Origin of the sequence: Streptomyces hyderabadensis, from assembly GCF_020404845.1 — a bacterium.
Classification (GTDB): domain Bacteria; phylum Actinomycetota; class Actinomycetes; order Streptomycetales; family Streptomycetaceae; genus Streptomyces; species Streptomyces hyderabadensis.
Genome location: NZ_JAIOJZ010000042.1, coordinates 39,062 through 58,932, shown reverse-complemented (window position 1 = coordinate 58,932; position 19,871 = coordinate 39,062). Strand labels below are relative to the sequence as shown.

The window sequence follows — 19,871 nt, the reverse complement described above, 5'->3', positions numbered from 1 at the left end:
AAAGGCAGGTGACACACCCATGACCACGACCACCCACTCACGGGTACCGGCCGGCGCCGCCCGCGCCGCCGCCCCGACACCCTCCGCCTCGGGTCTGCGCGCCCGCAGAGCGGCCAGGCGCCGTCAGCTGACCGCCGCCGGCGTCCTCATGACGCCGTTCTTCGCCCTGCTCGTGACCGTCTTCCTGATCCCCGTCGGCACCGCCGTCTACCTCAGCTTCTTCAGCGACGACCAGCCGGGCCTCGGCTTCGGACCCGAACGCACGGTCTTCGTCGGACTGCGCTCCTACGCGGCCGTCCTGACCGACCCCACCTTCCTCGGCGGTCTCGGCACGGTCGCCCTGTACTGCCTGATCTACATCCCGCTCATGGTCGTCGGCGCACTGGCGCTCGCCCTACTCCTCGACTCCGGCGTGGTGCGGCTGCGCGCCTTCGCCCAGCTCGGCCTCTTCCTGCCGCACGCGGTGCCCGGCATCATCGCCGCGCTGATCTGGCTGTATCTGTACACGCCCGGCATCAGTCCGGTGATCGAGCTGTTCGCCAAGGGCGACATCACGATCGACTTCCTGGGCGTGCACACGGTGCTCCCGTCCATCGTGAACATCGCCCTGTGGAGCAACCTCGGCTACAACATGGTGGTGTTCTACGCCGCCCTGCAGGCCGTGCCCCGCGAGGTGATCGAGGCGTCCGTCGTCGACGGGGCCGGGCCGGTGCGCACGGCGCTCCAGGTCAAGACGCCGCTGGTGCGGGCCTCCATCGTGATGGTCTCGATCTTCACCCTGATCTGGGCGCTCCAGCTGTTCACCGAGCCGATGCTGCTCAGCCAGTCCTCCCCGATGATCAACTCGCGGTTCTCGCCCAGCATGTACATCTACGACGCCGCCTTCACCCGCAACAACTACAGCCTCGCCGCGGCGGCCTCGGTGGTCCTGCTGGTGTGCACCATCGCCCTGTCCTACGGCGTCACCCGCTTCACCAGCCGTGCCGACTCCGAGGAGGCCCGATGAGCGCCGCCGACAGCTCCCTGCTCCGCCCGAGACTGCTGGGTCGGGCGACCGTCAACGTGGTCGTCGCCGTCTCCGTCCTGTACACCCTGCTGCCGGTGCTGTGGCTGGTGCTGGCCTCGACCAAGAACCGCGACGCGCTGTTCAGCAGCGACCTGCTGTCCCTGAGCGACTTCTCCCTGCTGCAGAACCTCGAGGACGTCTTCGCCATGGACGGCGGGCTGTACGGCCGCTGGTACGTCAACAGCCTGCTGTACGCGGTCCTCGGTGCCGCCGTCGGCGCGCTGGTGAGCGTGGCCTGCGGCTACGCCTTCGACAAGTACCGCTTCCGGCACAAGGAGAAGCTGTTCGGACTGGTCCTCGCGGCGGTCATGGTGCCGCAGACGGTGCTGGCGCTGCCGCTGTACCTGATGGCCTCCGAGGCCGGCCTGGTCAACACCTTCTGGGCGGTGTTCATCCCGGTGCTGTTCAATCCCTTCGGGGTCTACCTCGGCCGGATCTTCGCGCGGGGCTACGTGCCCGACGAGGTGCTGGAGGCGGCGCGCGTGGACGGGGCCGGTGAGCTGACCACGTACGCGCGGGTGGCGCTCAGGATGCTCGGACCCGGTCTGATCACCGTCTTCCTCTTCCAGCTGACCGCGATCTGGAACAACTTCTTCCTGCCCATGGTGATGCTGTCCGACCAGGACCTGTATCCCGTCAGTCTGGGCCTGTACCAGTGGAACAGTTCGGCGTCCGTGTCGCCCGAGTACTACCCCGTGGTCATCATGGGTTCGCTGCTCGCCGTACTGCCGCTCATCCTCGCCTTCGTGCTGCTCCAGCGATTCTGGCGCAGCGGCCTGACCGCCGGAGCCGTCAAGTGACCGTGCACCACCCCGGACCCGGCCACCGGCCCCGTGCCGCCGTGGCCATGTCCCCGGACGCCGCCTCGGCCGTCCTCGACCCCGAGTCCCTCGCCGCCTTCCGCCGGGTCTGCGACCTCGCGCCGTTCCCGGTGCTCGACGACCTGTCCACGCCGCGCGCCCGGTCCGTACTGGCGGACGTGGAGCTGCTGATCACCGGGTGGGGCTGTCCGCCGCTGGACGCGGAGGCGCTGCGGGCGGCGCCGCGGCTGCGGGCCGTGGTGCACACGGCGGGCAGTGTCCGCGGGCACGTCACCGACGCGTGCTGGGAGCGGGGCGTCGAGGTCTCCTCGGCCGCCGCGGCCAACGCACTGCCGGTGGCCGAGTACACCCTGGGCATGATCCTGCTGAGCGGCAAGCGGGTGCTGGAGCGGGCCCGGGACTTCCGGGTGAGCCGGACCCGCGGCAACTGGCTGCGCACCCCGCGCGGCGTCGGCAACTACCGCCGCACGGTGGGGATCCTGTCGGCCTCGCTGATCGGCCGCCGGGTCGTCGAGCTGCTGCGGCCGCACGACGTGGAGGTCCTGCTGCACGACCCGTACGTGAGCGACGCGGAGGCCGCCGCACTGGGCGTGGCGAACGTGGGGCTGCCCGAGCTGTTCGCGCGCTGCGACACCGTCAGCGTGCACACCCCGCTGCTGCCCACCACCCGCGGCCTGGTGAGCCGGCCGCTGATCGAGGCGATGCCCGCCGACGCGGTGCTGATCAACACCTCCCGCGGGGCGGTGGTCGACCAGGAGGCGCTCACCGACGCCGTGACGGCGGGCCGGATCCGGGCGGTGCTGGACGTCACCGACCCCGAGGTGCTGCCGCCGGACCACCCGCTGTGGGACTGCGAGCACGCGCTGATCACCCCGCACCTCGCCGGTTCCGAGGGCAACGAGTGGCGCCGGCTGGCCGACCTCGCCCTCGCCGAGACGACCCGCTGGGCGTCCGGTTCCGGCTTCCTCCATCCCGTACGACGCGAAAGGCTGGCGTTCCTGGCATGAGCATCCCGTTCGAACTGCCCACCGAGGACCGTGCGTCGAGCCCGTACACCGGATACACCCGGGCCCACTGGGAGGCCGTCGCGGACGGGCTGCTGTGGGCCGCGTGGCGGTGGAGCACCCCGGGCCGCGCCCTGCTCGACCTGCCGGGCCGGCCCTCGCGCTCGGGGGTGCGCTCCGACGGCCTGGAGGGCTTCGCGCGGACCTTCCTCGCGGCGGGCTTCCGCGTCGCGGGTGCGGACGGCGCGGACCCGCACGGCTGGCTGGACCGCTATGCCGAGGGCCTCGCGTCGGGCACCCGCACGCCCGGCCGCGCGGACACCGAGTCCTGGCCGCTGATCCTCGACCACGACGTGCAGGGCCAGCCCATGGTCGAGTCGGCCTCGGTGGCGCTCGGGCTGCGGCTGACCGCGCCCTGGCTCTGGAAGCACCTCGACTCCGGGGTCCAGGACCGGGTGGAGGAGTGGCTGCGCGGGGCGCTGCGGCACGTTCCGGCGCCCAACAACTGGTACCTGTTCCCGTACACGGTCGCCGGGTTCCTGGAGTCGGTCGGCCGCGGCGACGCGGAGACGGCCGCGGCCCGGGAGCGGGCGCTGGAGCTGTTGGAGGGCTGGTACCGGGGCGAAGGCTGGTACGCCGACGGCGACGGCCGCGCCTTCGACCACTACAACGGCTGGGCACTGCACCTCTACCCGGTGCTCGACGCGCACCTGGGCGGCGACACCGACGCCCTCGCCCGGTACGGGGAGCGGCTGCGCGCCCACCTCGACGGCTTCGCGCTGATGTTCGGCGCGGACGGGGCGCCGCTGCACTTCGGCCGCTCGCTCACCTACCGTTTCGCCGCGTCGGCGGCCGTGGGCCTGGGCGCGCTGACCGGACACACCCCGCTGCCGCCGGGCGCCTCGCGGCGGCTGGTCAGCGGAAGTCTGCGCTACTTCGTGGACCGCGGGGCGCTGACGGACGAGGGGGTGCTGAGCCTGGGCTGGCACGGGCCGCACGAGGCGACGCTGCAGCTGTACTCCGGCCCGGCCTCCCCGTACTGGGCGTCGAAGGCGTTCGTGTCGCTGCTGGCCCCGGCGGACCATCCGCTGTGGACGGCGCCGGAGCAGCCCGCGCCGGTGGAGGAGGCCGACCGCGTCCTGGCCCTGCCCGCGCCCGGACTGCTGCTGCAGGCGACCCGCGGCGACGGGATCGTACGGCTGCACAACCACGGCAGCGACCATGTCCGGCCGCACGAGGGCGAGTCGGCCGCCGAGGACGACCCGCACTACGGCCGGCAGGCCTATTCGACCCGGACGGGTCCCACGGCCCGGGAGAACGTGGCGGACAACCACCTGTCCGTCGAGGTCGGCGGCCGATCCAGTGTGCGGCGCCGCGTCCACCCGCTGGGGGCGGGGCACGGCGACGGCTGGGGCTGGGCGGCCTCCTGGCACCGGCCCGTCTTCGTGGCCGGGGCTCCGATGGTGCCGGGACTGCGGGTGGAGAGCGTGACGGTGGCGCGGGGGCCGTACGAGCTGCGGGTGCACCGGGTGGTCGGGGCGCCGGCCGGGGCGCGGGTCACCCACACCGGCTGGGCCACCGGTCCCGAGGAGCCCCTGGTCTCCGCGCTGCACGGCCTCTACGGCTGGGAGCGCGAGGCGGAGACCGTGCGCGCCCCGCAGGGCACCGCGTACGTGCCGTGGGCGGAGCTGCCCCGGCTGTCCGGCCCGGCGGGCGGCACCTCGCTGCACGTCGCGCTGGCCGCGCTGACCGGTGAACCGGTGAGCGTCCCGGCGGCCGACGCGGTCGCCGAGGTGGTGCCCGGGGCGGACGGCGTGGAGGTGGTCTGGGCCGACGGCGCCCGCACCCGGGTGTCGTTCGAGCCGGCGGGCGTGACGCACACGGAGGGTTAGGTTCCGTCCGGCGCTTCGAGGGCCCCGACCGCGGCCGCGGTCGGGGCCCTCCCCCGTGTGATGCGGACTCCGTGGTGCGCGCTCCCCCGTGCGCGCGCCCCCGGTGGCGTGCCGCGCCGGGGCCGGTGACGCTGGGACGGCACCGGTGAGAAGGAGCCGTCCCCATGCGCAAGTCGTCGTGCACCCTGCTCGCGGCCCTGGCCGTGTCGGTCCTGTGTGCCACCGGAGCGCAGGCCTCGGTGCCGGGCGCCGCGAGCCTGCCGGGCGAGGTGACGGCGAGCGAGTGCATCCGGGGCGGCGGAGTGATCGTCATCTCGGCGGACGGGGACGGGACCGGCTCCTTCACGTCGCTCTGCCGGGGCGGCACCCATGACGGACAGACCATCACCTGAGCCGGCCGCCCCCGTTGCTCGCACCCATGCCTTGAGTCCCGAACACTGGGTACGCGGTCACGGCCCACCACGGCAGTCGGTACTCGAACACGACCGGGCGCGTGCAGCGGCCCGCCCAGAACGGAGAAAGGCCGATGAGCGAGGCCAATCCCCTCAAGCGAGCAGTCCACAAGGTGACCGAGGGCCTGCACGGCGAGGCCGGGGGGCCGCCGGACGGGATTCCGGGCCGGCCCGGCCCCGAGTCGCCGTCCGTCGCCGAGCCCACCGAGCCGCGCGAGCCGCTGCCCCCGAAGCCGGACCAGAGCGGCCCGGACACCGTGTCGCCGACCGGTCAGCCCACCGGCGCCGACCAGGCCCGGGTGGCGCAGTCCGGCAGCTACCTGACGGACGCTCAGGGGACCCGGCTGTACGACACCGACCACTCGCTGAAGGCCGGTCCGCGCGGCCCGGTCCTGCTCCAGGACCACCATCTGCGCGAGAAGGTCATGCATTTCGACCACGAGCGCATCCCGGAGCGCGTGGTGCACGCGCGGGGCGCGGGCGCGCACGGGGTCTTCCAGAGCTACGGCACGGCGGCCTCGGTGACCAAGGCCGCCTTCCTGGCCGCGGACGTGGAGACGCCGGTGTTCACCCGGTTCTCCACGGTGGTCGGCTCGCGCGGGTCGTCGGACACGGTGCGGGACACGCGCGGGTTCGCGACGAAGTTCTACACCAGTGAGGGCGTCTTCGACCTGGTCGGCAACAACATCCCGGTCTTCTTCATCCAGGACGCCATCAAGTTCCCGGACGTGGTGCACGCGGCGAAGCCGCACCCGGACCGGGAGATCCCGCAGGCGCAGAGCGCCCACGACACCTTCTGGGACTTCGTGTCGCTGCACACCGAGGCGACGAACCACACCATCTTCTTCATGGGCGACCGGGGCATCCCGCGCTCCTACCGGATGATGGAGGGCTTCGGCGTCCACACCTTCCGGCTGGTGAACGCCGAGGGCGCCACGACGCTGGTGAAGTTCCACTGGAAGCCCAAGCTGGGCGTGCACTCGCTGGTCTGGGACGAGGCGCAGATCATCAACGGCGTCGACCCGGACTTCCACCGCCGGGACCTGGCGGACGCCATCGAGGCGGGCGCCCACCCGCAGTGGGAGCTGGGCATCCAGACCTTCCCGGACAACCCGGAGCAGACCTTCGAGGGCATCGACCTGCTGGACCCGACCAACTTCGTGCCCGAGGAGCTGGCGCCGGTGCAGCCGGTCGGCCTGCTGACCCTGAACCGCAATCCGTCCAACTTCTTCGCCGAGACCGAGCAGGTCGCCTTCCACGTCGGGCACCTGGTGCCCGGCATCGACGTCACCGACGACCCGCTGCTCGCGGGGCGGCTGTTCTCGTACCTGGACACGCAGATCACGCGGCTGGGCGGCCCCAACTTCCCGCAGCTGCCGATCAACCGGCCGCAGGCGCCGGTCAACGACATGCTCCGGGACGGCATGCACCAGACGGCCGTGCACCGCGGTGTGGCGCCCTACCGGCCCAACTCCCTGGACGGCGGCTGCCCGTTCACCGCCGGCGCGGACACGAACGCCTTCGTCGAGGCTCCGGTGCGGGTGCCGGAGGGGCGCAAGGTCCGGGAGGCCCCCGAGTCGTTCGCGGACCACTTCAGCCAGCCGCGGCGGTTCTGGCTGAGCATGAGCCCGGTGGAGCGCGAGCACATCATCGGTGCCTACACCTTCGAGCTGGGCAAGTGCTACGAGCAGGCGATCCGGGAGCGGACGCTGCAGGTCCTGGCCAACATCGACCCCGAGCTGTGCGCGGGCGTCGCCGAGGGCCTCGGCCTGCCCGCCCCGGAGCCGACCGTGCCGCTGGCCGACGTCGCGCCCAGCCCGGCGCTGTCCCAGGTGGGCGGCGTCTGGCCGCTGGACGGCAGGGTGATCGGCATCGTGACCGGCGGGGCCGACCTGGAGGGCGTCGGCGCGGTGCGCGAGGCGGTGCTGAACGCCGGGATGGTGCCGCTGGTGGTGGCGCCGACCGGCGGCACCCTGGGCTCCGGTGACGCCGCGCTGACCGTGCAGCGCAGCTATGTCACCGCGCGGTCGGTCGAGTTCGACGCGGTGCTGATCGCGGGGACGCCCGACATGGGCGGCGACGCCTACACGCCGCGGGACTACAAGGCCGGACCGGCGCCCGCCGGGCCGGGGACGATCGACCCGCGGGTGAGCCTACTGCTGTCGGAGGCGTTCCGGCACGGCAAGGCGATCGGTGTGTGGGCGGGCGGCGAGCCGGCCCTGGAGGCATCCGGGGTGCCCGCCGACGCCCCCGGTGTGATCGTCGCCGACTCCGGCACCGCGGCCCTGGAGCGGGTGACGGAGCTGATGGGCTCGCACCGGGTGTGGGAACGCTTCACCACACCGCGGGGCTGAACCGACGGACCGTGGGGCCGGGCGCCGTTGCGGGCGTCCGGCCCCGCGGTGTGTTCAGCACAGGACGCGCAGCGCCCCCGGCAGCACCCTGGCGGTGACGGGCACGACGGCCTCGACCTCGCCGTCGGCGCCGTAGGGTATCGCCCGGTCCGCCTCGATGCGGACCTCCCGGCCGCGCAGGACGCGTACCTGGGGCCGGTGCACGTGGGCGCCGGTGGCGAGTTCGTTCATCAGCGCGAAGAACAGCCGCCGCGGGGCGTCGTGGATCATCACCACGTCCAGCAGCCCGTCGTCCACGCGCGCGGAGGGTGCGACGAGGCGGTTGAAGCCGTAGTAGCCGGAGTTGGCGGCCACCACCGTGTAGCCGCGGAACCGGTGCTCCTCGCCGTCGACCGTGACCCGGTAGCCGGTCGCCCGCCAGCCCGCCACCGCCCGTACCGCGCCCGCGTAGTAGGAGGCGGCGCCGCGCAGCAGCCGCGCGTGGTTGGCGTGCCGGTTGGCGAGCGCGTCGACACCGGCGTACACGCTGCCGAGGACGACGGTGCGGTCGTGGACGGCGGAGGTGACCTCGACGGTGTCGACCGGGCAGGGTTCGGCGTGCAGCAGCACCTCGGCCAGTCCGGCCGGTTCGGTGGGCAGCTTCAGGGCGCGGGCGAAGTCGTTGCCGCGTCCGGCCGGGACCAGCCCGAGCAGGGTGCCGGTACCGCTGAGGGCGCCGCCGATCCCGCCCGCCATGCCGTCGCCGCCGACGGCGAGCACCACCCGCCCCCGCTCCCCCGCCCGCCGGGCGAGTTCACGGGCGTGCGCGAGGCTGTGGCTGTACTCGGTCTCCAGCCCGGCGCCCGCCTCGCGCAGCAGGCGGGCCACCCCGAGGAGTGCGGCGGCCGAGGTGGCGCCGCCCGCGGCGGGGTTGACGACGGCGGTGAACTGGCGCATCGGTGTCCTCCGGGCTGACGGGTGTGGCCGGACTGTTGTCTCACGGGGTGGGTGCGTGCGTGCGCCGGGGTCAGTCGGCGGGCAGCAGCACACCCGGGCTGAGCAGCCCGGCGGGGTCCAGGCTCCGCTTGACGGCGCGCAGGGCCGCGACGCCGAGGGGGCCCGCCTCCCGGACGTACCAGTCACGGTGGTCGGTGCCCACCGCGTGGTGGTGGGTGATGGTGCCGCCCGCGGCGAGGATGGCGTCGTTGGCGGCGTGCTTGGCCCGGGTCCAGTGCGCCACGGCGTCCTCGCCCTGGGCGGAGACGACGGTGAAGTAGAGGGAGGCGCCGTTCTCGTAGACGTGCGAGATGTGGCACATGACCAGGGGCGGGGTGCCGGCCTCGGTGAGCGTGGCGGTGAGTGCCTCGCGGACGGCGGCGTACAGGGCGGGGAGGCGGGACCAGGTGGCCGCGGTCTCCAGGGTCTCGGCGAGCGCCCCGGCGTCGAGCAGGGAGTCGCGCAGGTACGGCGCGGAGTAGCGGCCGTGGGCCCAGCGCTCACCGGGCTCCGCCCCGGCGAAGGTGCCGCCGCCCTCGCGCAGGACGGCGGCGGCGCCCTCCCGGCGGTGCGCGGTGTCCTCCTCGGTGCCCTCGAAGCCGACGACCGCCAGGCATCCCGCGCCCTGGCGCTCCGGCGAGGCGCCGATGGCGTCCGGCTGGGCGAGGCCGATCAGGGTCTCGGTCTCGTCGGACAGCCGCAGCACCGTGGGGCGCGGTCCGTCCTGGGCGAGCCGGCGCAGCGCCGTGGCGCCCTCGTCGAAGGAGGTGAAGCGCCAGCCCTCGTAGCGGCGGACCGCGGGCAGGGGCCGTACCCGCACGGTGACGGAGGTGATGACGCCGAAGGCACCCTCCGAGCCCAGCACGAGCTGGCGCAGGTCGGGTCCGGCCGCCGAGCGCGGGGCGCGGCCGGTGTCGAGGGTGCCCGTGGGGGTGGCGAGGGTGAGGCCGAGGACCATCTCGTCGAAGCGGCCGTAGCCGGCGGAGGCCTGTCCGCTGGAGCGGGTGGCGGCGAAGCCGCCGATGGTGGCCCACTCGTAGGACTGGGGGAAGTGGCCGAGGGTGTAGCCGCGCTCGGCGAGCAGCGCCTCCGCCTCGGGGGCGCGCAGGCCGGGCTGGAGGGTGGCGGTGCGGGAGACCTCGTCGAGGTCGAGCAGGCGGTTCATGCGGCGCAGGTCGAGGGCGACGAACGCGCCCGCGCGTCCGGGGGCGAGGCCGCCCACGACCGAGGTGCCGCCGCCGAACGGCACGACGGCCAGGCCGTGTTCGGCGCAGGCGGCCAGCACGGCGAGCACCTCGTCGTGACCGTCCGGGAGGACGACGGCGGCCGGGGTGTCGGCGACGTCGCCGGCGCGGATCCGCAGCAGGTCGGGGGTGGACTTGCCGCGGGTGTGCCGGATCCGGCTCTCCGCGTCGGTGCGCACGTCCTGGGCGCGCTGTCCGACGGCGGCCTCCAGCGCCCGGCGGGCGTCCGGGCCCAGTGCGGAGGCGGGTACCTGGATCTCCTCCAGCGGGAGAGGGGCGGCGGCGCGGGGGGTGACGCCGAGCAGCTCGCGCAGCAGCCCGGTCACCGAGTCGGGCAGCGGCGTCGCCCTGGCCGGGTCGCCCCAGCCGTTCCACAGCATGTCCATGGCCTGTCGTCCTCACGGTCGCTTCGAGGGATGCCGTACGCACCGTCCCACGGGGCGTTACACTGTTACACATGACGCCTAACCGTCACAACCATTCGAGCAGGCAGACCTCCTCGGACAACGACGCGGTGCTGGACGCCGTACGCGACTGCGTGCTGGCCGTCGGGGTGCGGCGCACGACGATGACCGACGTCGCCCGCCGGGCCGGCGTCTCCCGGATGACGCTGTACCGGCGCTGGCCGGACGTGCGGTCCCTGGTCGGCGACCTGATGACCCGGGAGTGGATCGCGGTGGCCACCGGCGCGATCCCCGCACCGGCCCCGGACACCGGTACCCGCGCGCGCATCGTCGAGGGCCTGGTGGCGGGGGTGGAGGCGTTCCGGGCGCACCCCCTGTTCCGCAAGATCGTCGACGTCGATCCGGAGCTGCTCCTGCCCTACGTCCTCGACCGGCGCGGCGCGAGCCAGGAGGCCCTGCTGGGGCTGCTGGCCGAGGCGCTGGAGGAGGGCCACGCCGACGGGTCGGTGCGCCGGACGCACACCGGGCGGCAGGCACGGTCGGTGCTGCTGGTGGTGCAGTCCTTCGCGCTGTCGCTGCGGACCATGACCGACGAGGACGACGCCGGGCTGGCCCCGGCGGCTCTCCTCGCGGAGCTGCGCACCATCCTGGAGAGGACCCTCACGCCATGAGCCCCGCCGGCCGCCCCGCCGCCGGGGCCTCCCTGTCCGCCGCACGGCGCTCGCGCGAGGTGGGCGACACCGTCGGCGGCCCCGTCGTGGACGTCCTGGTCGTCGGGCTCGGCGCGACCGGCGCCGGTGCCGCGCTGGACGCCGCCGCCCGGGGCCTGAGCGTCGTCGCCGTGGAGGCGCACGACCTGGCCTTCGGCACCTCCCGCTGGAGCTCCAAGCTCATCCACGGCGGCCTGCGCTACCTCGCCTCCGGCCAGCTCGACGTCGCGCACGAGAGCGCGGTGGAGCGCGGGGTGCTGATGGAGCGCACGGCACCCCACCTGGTGCGCGCCCAGCCGTTCGTCCTGCCGCTCACCCCGCTGGTCTCCCGCGGCCAGGGCGCGCTGGCGTGGGCCGGGTTCCGGGCCGGGGACACCCTGCGGCTCGCGGCGCGCACCGCACGGGCCACGCTGCCCGCGCCGCGCCGGCTGTCCGCGGTGGAGACCCGGCACCTCGCTCCGGCGCTGCGCACCGACCGGCTGCGCGGCGGCCTGCTCTCCTGGGACGGGCGGCTCACCGACGACGCCCGGCTGGTGACGGCGCTGGCCCGGACCGCGGCGGCCCGCGGCGCGCGGATCCTGACCCGGGTCAGGGCCCTGGAGCTGACCGGCTCCGGCGCCCGCGTACGCGACGAGACGACCGGCGAGGAGGGCCTGATCCGGGCCCGTGCGGTGGTCAACGCCGCCGGGGTGTGGGCGGACGGCCTGGTGGACGGCATCCGCATCCGCCCCTCCCGCGGCACCCACCTCGTGCTGCGCGCCGAGCGGCTCGGCCCGCTCCCGGCCGGCCTGCACGTGCCGGTCCCCGGCGAGACCAACCGCTTCGTCCTCGTCCTGCCCCAGGGCGACGGCCGCGTCTACGTCGGCCTCACCGACGAGCCGGTGGACGGGGACGTGCCGGACGTGCCGGAGGTGCCCGAGACCGACGTCGGCTTCCTGCTCGACGTGCTCGGCTCGGTGCTGGAGGCGCCGGTGCACCGCCAGGACGTGGTGGGCGCCTTCGCGGGTCTGCGCCCCCTGCTCGACACCTCACCGTCGGACCGGCCCGGCGCCGGGCCCCGTACGGCGGACGTCTCGCGCCGGCACGCGGTGCTCACCTCGTCCGAGGGCGTGGTCACCGTGGTCGGCGGCAAGCTCACCACGTACCGGCGCATGGCCGAGGACGCCGTGGACGCCGCCGTCGCCGTCCGCGGGCTGGCCGCTGGCCCGTCCCGCACCGCCGCGCTGCCCCTGGTCGGCGCCGCCGCACCGCACGCCCTGGCCGAGGTGCGGGCACCGCGCCGCCTGGTCCGGCGGTACGGCACCGAGGCACCCGCGGTCCACGCCCTCGCCGCCCGGGATCCCCGCCTCGCCGAGCGGGTGCTGCCGGGCCACCCCGTCACCGGGGCCGAGCTGGTGTGGGCGCTGCGCCACGAGGGCGCCCTCGACGAGGCCGACCTGCTCGACCGACGCACCCGTATCGGCCTGGTCCCCGAGGACCGCGCGGCGGCCCTGAGCGCCGTGCGCGACCTCGTCGGCGAGGTCACGGCGGACCGGGGGTAGGTCCGCCCGGCGCCGGGCCGGTCCGCGGCGGTGTCCGTCCGGTCAGGTGCTCCGGTCGTCCTCCTGGACGGCCTTGCGGAGCTTCGCCTCGATCTTGTGCCGGGACTGGCCTCCCTCCTTCACGTACTCCGCCATCGCGGTCCGCGCGTCCCGGTCCAGGTCGCGCCAGGCCCGTACGGCGGTCTCGTACGTGTCCGACTGCCGCGGGGTCCACCGATGCTGCGTGGGAGGCCCGTACGAGTCGCGCAGCTCCTCGACCCGGTGCTGTGCCAGGTCCGCCGCGCGGCGCTTCTGCACGAGCTCCTCGAATGTGTGTGCCACCACACCTCCGACCGTAGTCAGAGGAGCGCCGTCGCGCGCGCCGAGCACCTGGCGGCCGGTGCGGTCGGCGCGTTCCGGTCCGCCCAAGTGCTCCACGCGGGCCGTGCGGAGCCTTAACATCAAGCCACCGGCGACGGCCGGGGCATATGCGGCGCACACGAGAGGTGAGGTCAGCGTGGCGGAGACCGAGGGAACGGCAGTACCGGAGCGGCTGCTGATCACCCGCACCACCACGGGCGACGGCATCATCCTCGTGACCCTGGCCGGCGAGGTCGATCTCGACGGCAGCAGTCAGCTGCGCGAGGTCCTGCTGGACTCGGTGGAGTCGGCGCCGGGCACGGTGGTGGACTTCGACGAGGTGGGGTTCCTGGACTCCAGCGGCATCAACGTCCTGATCTGCGCCCACCGGGCCGCCGAGTCCCGCGGCGTCTGGCTCCGGCTCGCCGCGCCGCGCGAGGCCGTGGCACGCGTGCTGCGGCTGGTGGGGGTCGACGCGCTGATTCCCTGCTACCCGAGCGCGGAGCAGGCCCTGGCCGGCTGAGCGGCGGATCAGGCCAGCGGCAGGCGTGCGTAGACCGTCTTACCGGTCGCGTGCGGCTTGGTGATGACCTCGCCGCACAGCCGGGTCACGATCTCCAGTCCGTGCCGGCCGACCCGCACGGGGTCCCGGGGCAGGAACGTGGGGAAGGCGTCCCCGGTGTCCGACACCGCGAACTCGACCCGGTCGCCCACCAGGGTCAGCTCCAGCCGGCAGGGGCCGGGCGCGTGCCGCAGCGCGTTGGTCACCAGCTCGGTGGCGACCAGCCGGGCGGCGTCCAGGAAGGCGTCCGTCAGGTCCAGGCCCCGCTCGGCGAGTCGCGCGACGAAGCCGTGCACGACGTCCCTGGAGGCGGGGATCATCGCCGATCCGCCCCTGAACTCGACGACCGCGGACACGCCGGAGGCATCCGCGGTGTCGGGTCCGTGCGCCGGATTCATACCGAGCCTCACCGTCCGGTCCGGGGCCGAGTGGAGGGAGCGAAGGTCCCCGGTCCTCACGATACGCACCAGGACGCTGCCCACGAACCCTTTGCCCCAACTTCCGCTGGACGCGCCGCTTTTTGAACGGGTCCGGGCCGACCGCGCCCGCGGGCGGCCGGCCCGGACGGCCGGGTCGGGAAGACCGGATCAGGAGGCGGTGCAGGTGCCGACCGCGGGCACGGCGTCGCTGCCGTTCTTCGCCACGGTGAACCCGAAGCTGGTCGACGCGCCAGCCGCCAGCGTGCCGTTCCAGCTCGGCCGCACCGTCATGACGTTGCCGTTCCAGGTGGGCGTGCCGTTCCAGAGGGAGGAGACGGACTGCTGCGCGGGCAGGGTGACGGTCGCGGTCCAGGAGCTGATCGGCTCGCCGCCCGCGGTGATGGTGACCTGGCCGTTGTAGCCGCTGTTCCAGTCCGCGGTCCTGGTGTACGTGGCCGTGCACGCAGCGGTGCCCGGCTCGCCGGGCTCTCCCGGGCCGCCCGAGCCGCCGAGGGCGGACAGGACGGCGTCGTAGGCGGGTTTCTCCTGGTAGTTGCCGTCGAACAGCAGCGGGGTGCCGCTGCTGCGCCACGAGTACTTGTCGGTGACGCCCCAGACGGTCAGGCCGGTGCAGCGGCTCACCGCGAGGCAGGCCTCGACGACCTTCGTGTAGTCGGCGGCCTGCGCGGAACCGGAACCCTCGATGTCCAGCTCCGTGATCTGCACGTCCACGCCGAGGTCGGCGAAGCGCTGGAGGTTCTGCCGGTAGTCCGCGGGGACCGGGGAGTTGCTGTTGAAGTGGGACTGGAAGCCGACGCAGTCGATGGGCACGCCGCGGGACTTGAAGTCCTTGACCATGGCGTAGACGGCATTGCTCTTCGCGTTGACGCCGTCGGTGTTGTAGTCGTTGTAGCAGAGCTTGGCGGCCGGGTCGGCGGCACGGGCGGTGCGGAACGCCTCCTCGATGAATCCGTCGCCCAGCTTGTCCTGGAAGGGCGAGCTGCGCCGGGCGCCGCTCCCGCCGTCCTGGAAGGCCTCGTTGACGACGTCCCAGCTGTGGATCTCTCCCTTGTAGTGGCCCATCAGGCCCTTGATGTGGTCGTTCATCGCGGTGCGCAGGTCGGCGGCGCCCAGTGAGCCCACCCAGGAGGGCAGTTGGGAGTGCCAGACGAGGGTGTGCCCGCGCACGTTCATCCCCTGGCCCTGGGCGTGGTCCACGATCCGGTCGGCGGAGCCGAAGGTGAAGGTGCCCCGGCTGGGCTCGGTGGCGTCCCACTTCATCTCGTTCTCCGGCGTCACCGAGCTGAACTCGCGGTCCAGCGTGGCGGCGTAGTCGGCCTCGCCGAGGTGGCTCGCCGCGACGGCGGTGCCGAAGTAGCGCCCCTGTCCGGCCGCCGCGGACCCGAGCGTGTCGGCGGCCTCGGCGGAGTGGGCCGCGGCCGTCAGCGCGGCCGCGGCCACGAGACCGGCGGCGGCCGCTCTCGACAGACGTCTCACAGTCATGCTCATGTCATCCCGTTCCCTGAATCGGTGTGCGGTGCCGTTCGGAAGGGCGGAAGCCGCCGAACCCGTCCGGAGGAGGATCGAAAGTTTCGGTACGATTTCCGAATGTCGCGGAGGAGATTACGGACTCCCGCCCGCCGGGTCAACGCCCCGTCAGCACCGCTCGCGCCGCCACCCGGACGGACGCACCAGGACGCCCCGCCTGCCCGCCGGGCCCACGGGTCACGGGGAACGCCCCTCGCCTCGACGGGCCCGGCAGTGTAGACATGGGCACATGGTCCGACTGATGGGTCGATCGGGAGAACGGTCACCCCGTCGTCCCGGCGGCCCGCACGCCCGACACCGGCAGGACGCGGACCGGTCACGGCGGGGAGGGGACGCGAGGCGGCCTGCCTCGGCGCTGCGCTCGGCGCTGTCCGGACGCAGCGTGGCGGGCCAGGTCTTCGTGATGAACGTGGTCATCGTGCTGCTGCTGGTGGTGGCCGCGGCGGTCGCGCTGGTGCTCCAGGTGCGCCACGACAGCACGGTGGAGGCCCGCAACCGGTCCGCCTCCGTGGCCGAGACCTTCGCCAACTCCCCCGGCATCCTCCAGGCACTGCGCGGCCCCGACCCCACGGCGGTGCTCCAGCCCCGCGCCGAGGCGGTGCGCAAGGCCACGGACGTGGACTTCGTGGTGGTCACCGACGCCGAGGGGATCCGCTACACCCATCCCAAGCCGGACCGCATCGGCAAGAAGTTCGTCGGGAACATCGCTCCCGCGCTGGCCGGCCGGACGGTGACCGAGGAGATCGAGGGGACGATCGGCCCGCTGGTCCAGGCCATCGTGCCGGTCGAGGACCCCGACGGCACGGTCGTGGGCCTGGTCTCGGCGGGCATCACGACCGAGAACGTCGGCGGGGTCGCCGACCGCCAGCTGCCCCTCGTGCTGATCGCGGCGGCCGTCGGTCTGGCCCTGGCGACCGGGGGCACGGCCCTGGTCAGCCGTCGCCTGCTGCGGCAGACGCACGGCCTGGGGCCGCACGAGATGACCCGGATGTACGAACACCACGACGCGGTCCTGCACAGCGTCCGCGAGGGCGTGCTCATCGTGGGCGGCGAGGGCAGGCTGCTGCTCGCCAACGACGAGGCGCGGCGACTGCTCGCCCTGCCCCCCGACGCCGAGGGCCGGCACGTCGGCGCGCTCGGGCTGCCCTCCGACCTGGCGGAGCTGCTGGTTTCCGGCCACGCCGCCACCGACGAGGTGCACCTGGTCAAGGACCGGTTGCTGGCCATCAACCTGCGCCCCACGGACGTGCGGGGCGGCCCGGCCGGCAGCGTCGCGACGCTGCGTGACTCCACCGAGCTGCGCGCCCTGTCCGGCCGGGCGGAGACCGCCCGGGAACGCCTGGACATCCTCTACGCGGCCGGGGTGGGCATCGGGACCAGTCTGGACGTCACCCGCACCGCCGAGGAGCTGGGCGAGCTGGCCGTGCCCCGGTTCGCGGACTACGTCACCGTCGACCTGTTCGACACCGTGCTGGCCGGCGGCCAGCCCGGCGGCGTGACACCGCTGCGCCGAGCCGCGCTCAGCGGCATCACCGAGGAGGTTCCGCTCTACCCGGTGGGCCGGCACATCCGCTACGTGGACTCGTCCCCGCAGGGCCGCACGCTGCGGACCGGCCGGGCGGTCCTGGAGCCCTGCCTCGACGCGGCCCCCGGCTGGCAGGCCCAGGACTTCGAGCGCTCCGCACAGGTGGTGGAGTACGGCGTCCACTCGCTGATCACCGTCCCGCTGCGGGCCGGGACCCTGGTGCTCGGGGTGGTGAGTTTCTGGCGTTCGGTCAAGCCCGAGCCCTTCGACGAGGACGAACTGGCGCTCGGCGAGGAACTGGTCGCGCGGGCCGCGGTCTCCATCGACAACGCCCGGCGCTACACCCGCGAGCACAGCATGGCGGTGACCCTGCAGCGCAGTCTGCTGCCCCGCAGGCTGCCCGAGCAGAACGCACTGGACGTGGCCTACCGCTACCTGCCGGCGCAGGCGGGGGTCGGCGGGGACTGGTTCGACGTGCTGCCGCTGTCCGGGGCCCGGGTCGCGCTCGTGGTCGGCGACGTCGTCGGGCACGGACTGCACGCCGCCGCCACCATGGGCCGGCTGCGCACGGCGGTGCACAACTTCACCGCCCTCGACCTGCCGCCCGACGAACTGCTGGGGCTGCTGGACGAGCTGGTCGGACGGATCGACCAGGACGAGGCGGCCGACGACAGCAGCGCCCCGGTGACCGGGGCGACCTGCCTCTACGCGATCTACGACCCGGTCGCCGGCTCCTGCGTGCTCGCCCGGGCGGGGCATCCGCCGCCGGCCCTGATCCGGCCCGACGGCACCGTGGAGTTCCCGGAGGTGCCCGCGGGGCCCCCGCTGGGACTGGGCGGCCTCCCGTTCGAGACGACGGAGCTGCGGCTGGCGGAGGGCAGCCGGCTGGTGCTGTACACCGACGGGCTGGTCGAGGACCGCGCGCACGACATCGACGTCGGGCTGGAACAGCTGCGCCGGGCCCTGGAGACGGCCGGCGAGACGCCGGAGGAGACCTGCCGGACCGTCCTGGACGCCCGGCTCCCGGACCGGCCGGGCGACGACATCGCCCTGCTGGTCGCCCGTACCCGGATGCTGGGCCCGGACCAGGTGGCCGAGTGGGACGTCCCGAACGATCCGGCGGCGGTCGCCGAGATCCGTTCCCAGGTGACCCGGCGGCTGGACGAGTGGGGCCTGGACGAACTGGCGTTCACCACGGAGCTGATCCTGAGCGAGCTGGTCACCAACGCGATCCGGTACGGCGGCGAGACCGTCCACGTCCGGGTGGTCCGCGACCGCAGCCTGATCTGCGAGGTGTTCGACAGCAGCAGCACCTCCCCGCACCTGCGCTACGCCGCCATGACGGACGAGGGCGGGCGCGGACTGTTCCTGGTCGCCCAGCTCGCGGAGCGCTGGGGCACCCGCTACACGCCGGCCGGCAAGGTCATCTGGGCGGAGCAGCCGGTGCCCTGACGGGCGAGGGGCCGCCCTGCGTTCCGTACCGATCTCGTGCACGACGGGTGCCGGGCACGCCCAGCTTCTGGTAGGAAACTTTCCTATCAGTGCCCGCACTCCCATCCCCCCACTCCCTCACCCCTGGAGATCCCGTGAGGCACCCCTTCCCCGACCCGGCGCGCCCCGCAGGCCCCTCGCGCCGTACCGTGCTCGCCATGGCATGCGCGTCCCTGGCGACAGTCCCCCTGCTCACCCCCTCGCGGGCCGCGGCACGGTCCGCGCGCGCGACGGGTCTCGACGACCCGGCGAAGAAGGAGATCGCCATGCAGCTGGTGTCGAGCGCGGAGAACTCCTCGCTCGACTGGAAGGCGCAGTACCGGTACATCGAGGACATCGGTGACGGCCGCGGCTACACCGCCGGCATCATCGGCTTCTGCTCCGGCACCGGCGACATGCTCGACCTGGTGGAGCTGTACGCCCGGCGCAGTCCCGGGAACCTCCTCGCGCCCTATCTGCCGGCGCTGCGCCGGGTGGACGGCTCCGACTCGCACGAGGGCCTCGACCCCGGCTTCCCGGACGACTGGCGCCAGGCCGCCGACGCGGACCCGGAGTTCCGCCGGGCGCAGGACGACGAGCGCGACCGGGTGTACTTCGACCCGGCCGTGCGGCGCGGCAAGGAGGACGGGCTGCGCACGCTGGGGCAGTTCGCGTACTACGACGCGATGGTGATGCACGGCGACGGCGGCGACCTCGGTTTCGGCAGCATCCGCGAGCGCGCCCTCGGCCGGGCCCGCCCGCCGGCCCGGGGCGGCGACGAGGTCGCCTACCTGCACGCCTTCCTCGACGAGCGGGTGTGGGCCATGAAGCAGGAGGAGGCGCACAGCGACACCAGCCGGGTGGACACGGCGCAGCGCGTCTTCCTGGACGAGGGCAACCTCGACCTGGAGCCGCCGCTGGACTGGCACGTGTACGGGGACGCCTACCACATCGGCTGACCCGGTCCCCGGGCTCCGCCCCTGCGGGAACGGGCCGCGGAACCGGCCGTACGCCGGGTTCCGCGGCCCGTGTGCCGCCGGTTGCGTGTTCCGGTCAGTGCCGGAACGCGTCCTTGCCCTTCTCCTTGGCCTGCCGGGCGTCGCCCTTGGACCGCTCGGCGCGGCCCTCGGCCGTCATCCTCTCGTTGCCGACGGCCCGGCCGGCCGCTTCCTTGGCCTTCCCCTTGGCCTGTTCCATCTTCCCCTTGGACTTCTGGTTGCCGGCCACGGTGGCTCACCTCTCGGCGTTCGGTTGCATGTCCTGCCCGGCGGGTCCCCCGTGCGGCGGGCCCAAACGCGCGGACCGCGGGCAGGGGTGCCGGGCCGGACGCCGGGTACGAGCACGGGCAAGGCAGGTCCGTCGTCAACTCGGAGGAACGTCATGGCCGGAGTACTGGACCGGATCAAGCGGTTCGCGCGCAGCCCGCAGGGGCGCCGGGCGGCCGAGCAGGTGCGCAGGGCCGCCGCGGACCCGCGCCGCCGCGCACAGGCCCAGGAGATGCTGCGCAGGTTCGGCAAGCGCCGCTGAGCGCCACCGGACGCGCGA

18 protein-coding genes are annotated in these 19,871 nt (G+C 73.9%); 12 read left to right on the top strand and 6 right to left on the bottom strand.

The genetic code is table 11. The annotated features are described in order from the left end of the window. Positions 1-19: 19 nt before the first annotated feature. The 6 genes from K7854_RS27290 (at position 20) to catB (ending at position 7,589) form a co-directional block, all read left to right on the top strand. Positions 20-1,006 carry a carbohydrate ABC transporter permease gene (locus K7854_RS27290; protein WP_226029201.1) on the top strand — a complete coding sequence of 329 codons (987 nt, stop codon included), beginning with the start codon at positions 20-22 and terminating at the stop codon, positions 1,004-1,006. After that, positions 1,003-1,866 (top strand): carbohydrate ABC transporter permease, encoded by an 864-nt coding sequence (locus K7854_RS27285; RefSeq protein ID WP_226029200.1) that lies wholly within the window; start codon positions 1,003-1,005, stop codon positions 1,864-1,866. Before K7854_RS27290 ends, K7854_RS27285 begins: the two co-directional genes overlap by 4 nt. Next, positions 1,863-2,894 (top strand): hydroxyacid dehydrogenase, encoded by a 1,032-nt coding sequence (locus K7854_RS27280; RefSeq protein ID WP_226029199.1) that lies wholly within the window; start codon positions 1,863-1,865, stop codon positions 2,892-2,894. The genes K7854_RS27285 and K7854_RS27280 overlap by 4 nt, the downstream gene beginning before the upstream one ends. Beyond that, the gene (locus K7854_RS27275; RefSeq protein WP_226029198.1) at positions 2,891-4,783 is read left to right on the top strand and encodes a DUF2264 domain-containing protein; all 1,893 of its coding nucleotides are present in this window, start codon (positions 2,891-2,893) and stop codon (positions 4,781-4,783) included. Before K7854_RS27280 ends, K7854_RS27275 begins: the two co-directional genes overlap by 4 nt. Positions 4,784-4,947: 164 nt before the next feature. Then, positions 4,948-5,175: a hypothetical protein gene (locus K7854_RS27270; RefSeq protein WP_226029197.1), complete on the top strand. Its 228-nt coding sequence runs from the start codon at positions 4,948-4,950 to the stop codon at positions 5,173-5,175. A 134-nt stretch (positions 5,176-5,309) separates the two neighbouring features. Further along, positions 5,310-7,589: a catalase CatB gene (catB, locus tag K7854_RS27265; protein WP_226029196.1), complete on the top strand. Its 2,280-nt coding sequence runs from the start codon at positions 5,310-5,312 to the stop codon at positions 7,587-7,589. 54 nt (positions 7,590-7,643) lie between these two features. On the opposite strand, the gene K7854_RS27260 is transcribed toward catB, so the two are convergent. Together K7854_RS27260 and K7854_RS27255 are read right to left on the bottom strand one after the other, a co-directional pair. After that, positions 7,644-8,525, bottom strand: a complete 882-nt coding sequence (locus K7854_RS27260) for a diacylglycerol kinase family protein (RefSeq protein WP_226029195.1) — start codon at positions 8,523-8,525, stop codon at positions 7,644-7,646. Between the two features lie 70 nt (positions 8,526-8,595). Then, positions 8,596-10,194 carry an FAD-binding oxidoreductase gene (locus tag K7854_RS27255; RefSeq protein WP_226029194.1) on the bottom strand — a complete coding sequence of 533 codons (1,599 nt, stop codon included), beginning with the start codon at positions 10,192-10,194 and terminating at the stop codon, positions 8,596-8,598. Between the two features lie 71 nt (positions 10,195-10,265). Here K7854_RS27255 and K7854_RS27250 point away from each other — a divergent pair, with 71 nt between their 5' ends. After that, positions 10,266-10,883: a TetR/AcrR family transcriptional regulator gene (locus tag K7854_RS27250; RefSeq protein WP_226029193.1), complete on the top strand. Its 618-nt coding sequence runs from the start codon at positions 10,266-10,268 to the stop codon at positions 10,881-10,883. Continuing rightward, positions 10,880-12,463, top strand: a complete 1,584-nt coding sequence (locus K7854_RS27245; protein WP_226029192.1) for a glycerol-3-phosphate dehydrogenase/oxidase — start codon at positions 10,880-10,882, stop codon at positions 12,461-12,463. The genes K7854_RS27250 and K7854_RS27245 overlap by 4 nt, the downstream gene beginning before the upstream one ends. A 42-nt stretch (positions 12,464-12,505) precedes the next feature. Here the strand turns inward: K7854_RS27245 and K7854_RS27240 are convergent, their stop codons facing one another. After that, positions 12,506-12,784 carry a hypothetical protein gene (locus K7854_RS27240; RefSeq protein ID WP_226029217.1) on the bottom strand — a complete coding sequence of 93 codons (279 nt, stop codon included), beginning with the start codon at positions 12,782-12,784 and terminating at the stop codon, positions 12,506-12,508. A 175-nt stretch (positions 12,785-12,959) separates the two neighbouring features. Here K7854_RS27240 and K7854_RS27235 point away from each other — a divergent pair, with 175 nt between their 5' ends. Further along, positions 12,960-13,325 carry an STAS domain-containing protein gene (locus K7854_RS27235; protein ID WP_226029191.1) on the top strand — a complete coding sequence of 122 codons (366 nt, stop codon included), beginning with the start codon at positions 12,960-12,962 and terminating at the stop codon, positions 13,323-13,325. A gap of 8 nt (positions 13,326-13,333) precedes the next feature. Here K7854_RS27235 and K7854_RS27230 read toward each other — a convergent pair whose 3' ends face one another. Further along, positions 13,334-13,762: an ATP-binding protein gene (locus tag K7854_RS27230; RefSeq protein ID WP_226029190.1), complete on the bottom strand. Its 429-nt coding sequence runs from the start codon at positions 13,760-13,762 to the stop codon at positions 13,334-13,336. Between the two features lie 189 nt (positions 13,763-13,951). Next, entirely contained in the window at positions 13,952-15,292 is a 1,341-nt protein-coding gene (locus K7854_RS27225; protein WP_226029189.1) for a glycoside hydrolase family 10 protein, read from the bottom strand. A 268-nt stretch (positions 15,293-15,560) separates the two neighbouring features. On the opposite strand from K7854_RS27225, the gene K7854_RS27220 reads away from it, so the two are divergent. Then, positions 15,561-18,308: a SpoIIE family protein phosphatase gene (locus tag K7854_RS27220; protein ID WP_226029188.1), complete on the top strand. Its 2,748-nt coding sequence runs from the start codon at positions 15,561-15,563 to the stop codon at positions 18,306-18,308. A gap of 134 nt (positions 18,309-18,442) precedes the next feature. Then, entirely contained in the window at positions 18,443-19,285 is an 843-nt protein-coding gene (gene csnA / locus K7854_RS27215; protein ID WP_226029187.1) for a chitosanase CsnA, read from the top strand. 94 nt (positions 19,286-19,379) lie between these two features. Here the strand turns inward: csnA and K7854_RS27210 are convergent, their stop codons facing one another. Then, positions 19,380-19,553: a CsbD family protein gene (locus K7854_RS27210; RefSeq protein WP_226029186.1), complete on the bottom strand. Its 174-nt coding sequence runs from the start codon at positions 19,551-19,553 to the stop codon at positions 19,380-19,382. Positions 19,554-19,706: 153 nt separating this feature from the next. Between K7854_RS27210 and K7854_RS27205 the strand changes: the two genes are divergently transcribed. Continuing rightward, positions 19,707-19,853: a hypothetical protein gene (locus K7854_RS27205; RefSeq protein ID WP_226029185.1), complete on the top strand. Its 147-nt coding sequence runs from the start codon at positions 19,707-19,709 to the stop codon at positions 19,851-19,853. Positions 19,854-19,871 lie beyond the last annotated feature (18 nt).

Coding starts and splice junctions, on each gene's coding strand:
- K7854_RS27290 (WP_226029201.1), top strand. CDS start 20: ATGACCACGACCACCCACTCACGGGTACCGGCCGGCGCCGCCCGCGCC.
- K7854_RS27285 (WP_226029200.1), top strand. CDS start 1,003: ATGAGCGCCGCCGACAGCTCCCTGCTCCGCCCGAGACTGCTGGGTCGG.
- K7854_RS27275 (WP_226029198.1), top strand. CDS start 2,891: ATGAGCATCCCGTTCGAACTGCCCACCGAGGACCGTGCGTCGAGCCCG.
- K7854_RS27270 (WP_226029197.1), top strand. CDS start 4,948: ATGCGCAAGTCGTCGTGCACCCTGCTCGCGGCCCTGGCCGTGTCGGTC.
- catB (WP_226029196.1), top strand. CDS start 5,310: ATGAGCGAGGCCAATCCCCTCAAGCGAGCAGTCCACAAGGTGACCGAG.
- K7854_RS27260 (WP_226029195.1), bottom strand. CDS start 8,525: ATGCGCCAGTTCACCGCCGTCGTCAACCCCGCCGCGGGCGGCGCCACC.
- K7854_RS27255 (WP_226029194.1), bottom strand. CDS start 10,194: ATGGACATGCTGTGGAACGGCTGGGGCGACCCGGCCAGGGCGACGCCG.
- K7854_RS27250 (WP_226029193.1), top strand. CDS start 10,266: ATGACGCCTAACCGTCACAACCATTCGAGCAGGCAGACCTCCTCGGAC.
- K7854_RS27245 (WP_226029192.1), top strand. CDS start 10,880: ATGAGCCCCGCCGGCCGCCCCGCCGCCGGGGCCTCCCTGTCCGCCGCA.
- K7854_RS27230 (WP_226029190.1), bottom strand. CDS start 13,762: ATGAATCCGGCGCACGGACCCGACACCGCGGATGCCTCCGGCGTGTCC.
- K7854_RS27225 (WP_226029189.1), bottom strand. CDS start 15,292: ATGAGCATGACTGTGAGACGTCTGTCGAGAGCGGCCGCCGCCGGTCTC.
- K7854_RS27220 (WP_226029188.1), top strand. CDS start 15,561: ATGGTCCGACTGATGGGTCGATCGGGAGAACGGTCACCCCGTCGTCCC.
- K7854_RS27205 (WP_226029185.1), top strand. CDS start 19,707: ATGGCCGGAGTACTGGACCGGATCAAGCGGTTCGCGCGCAGCCCGCAG.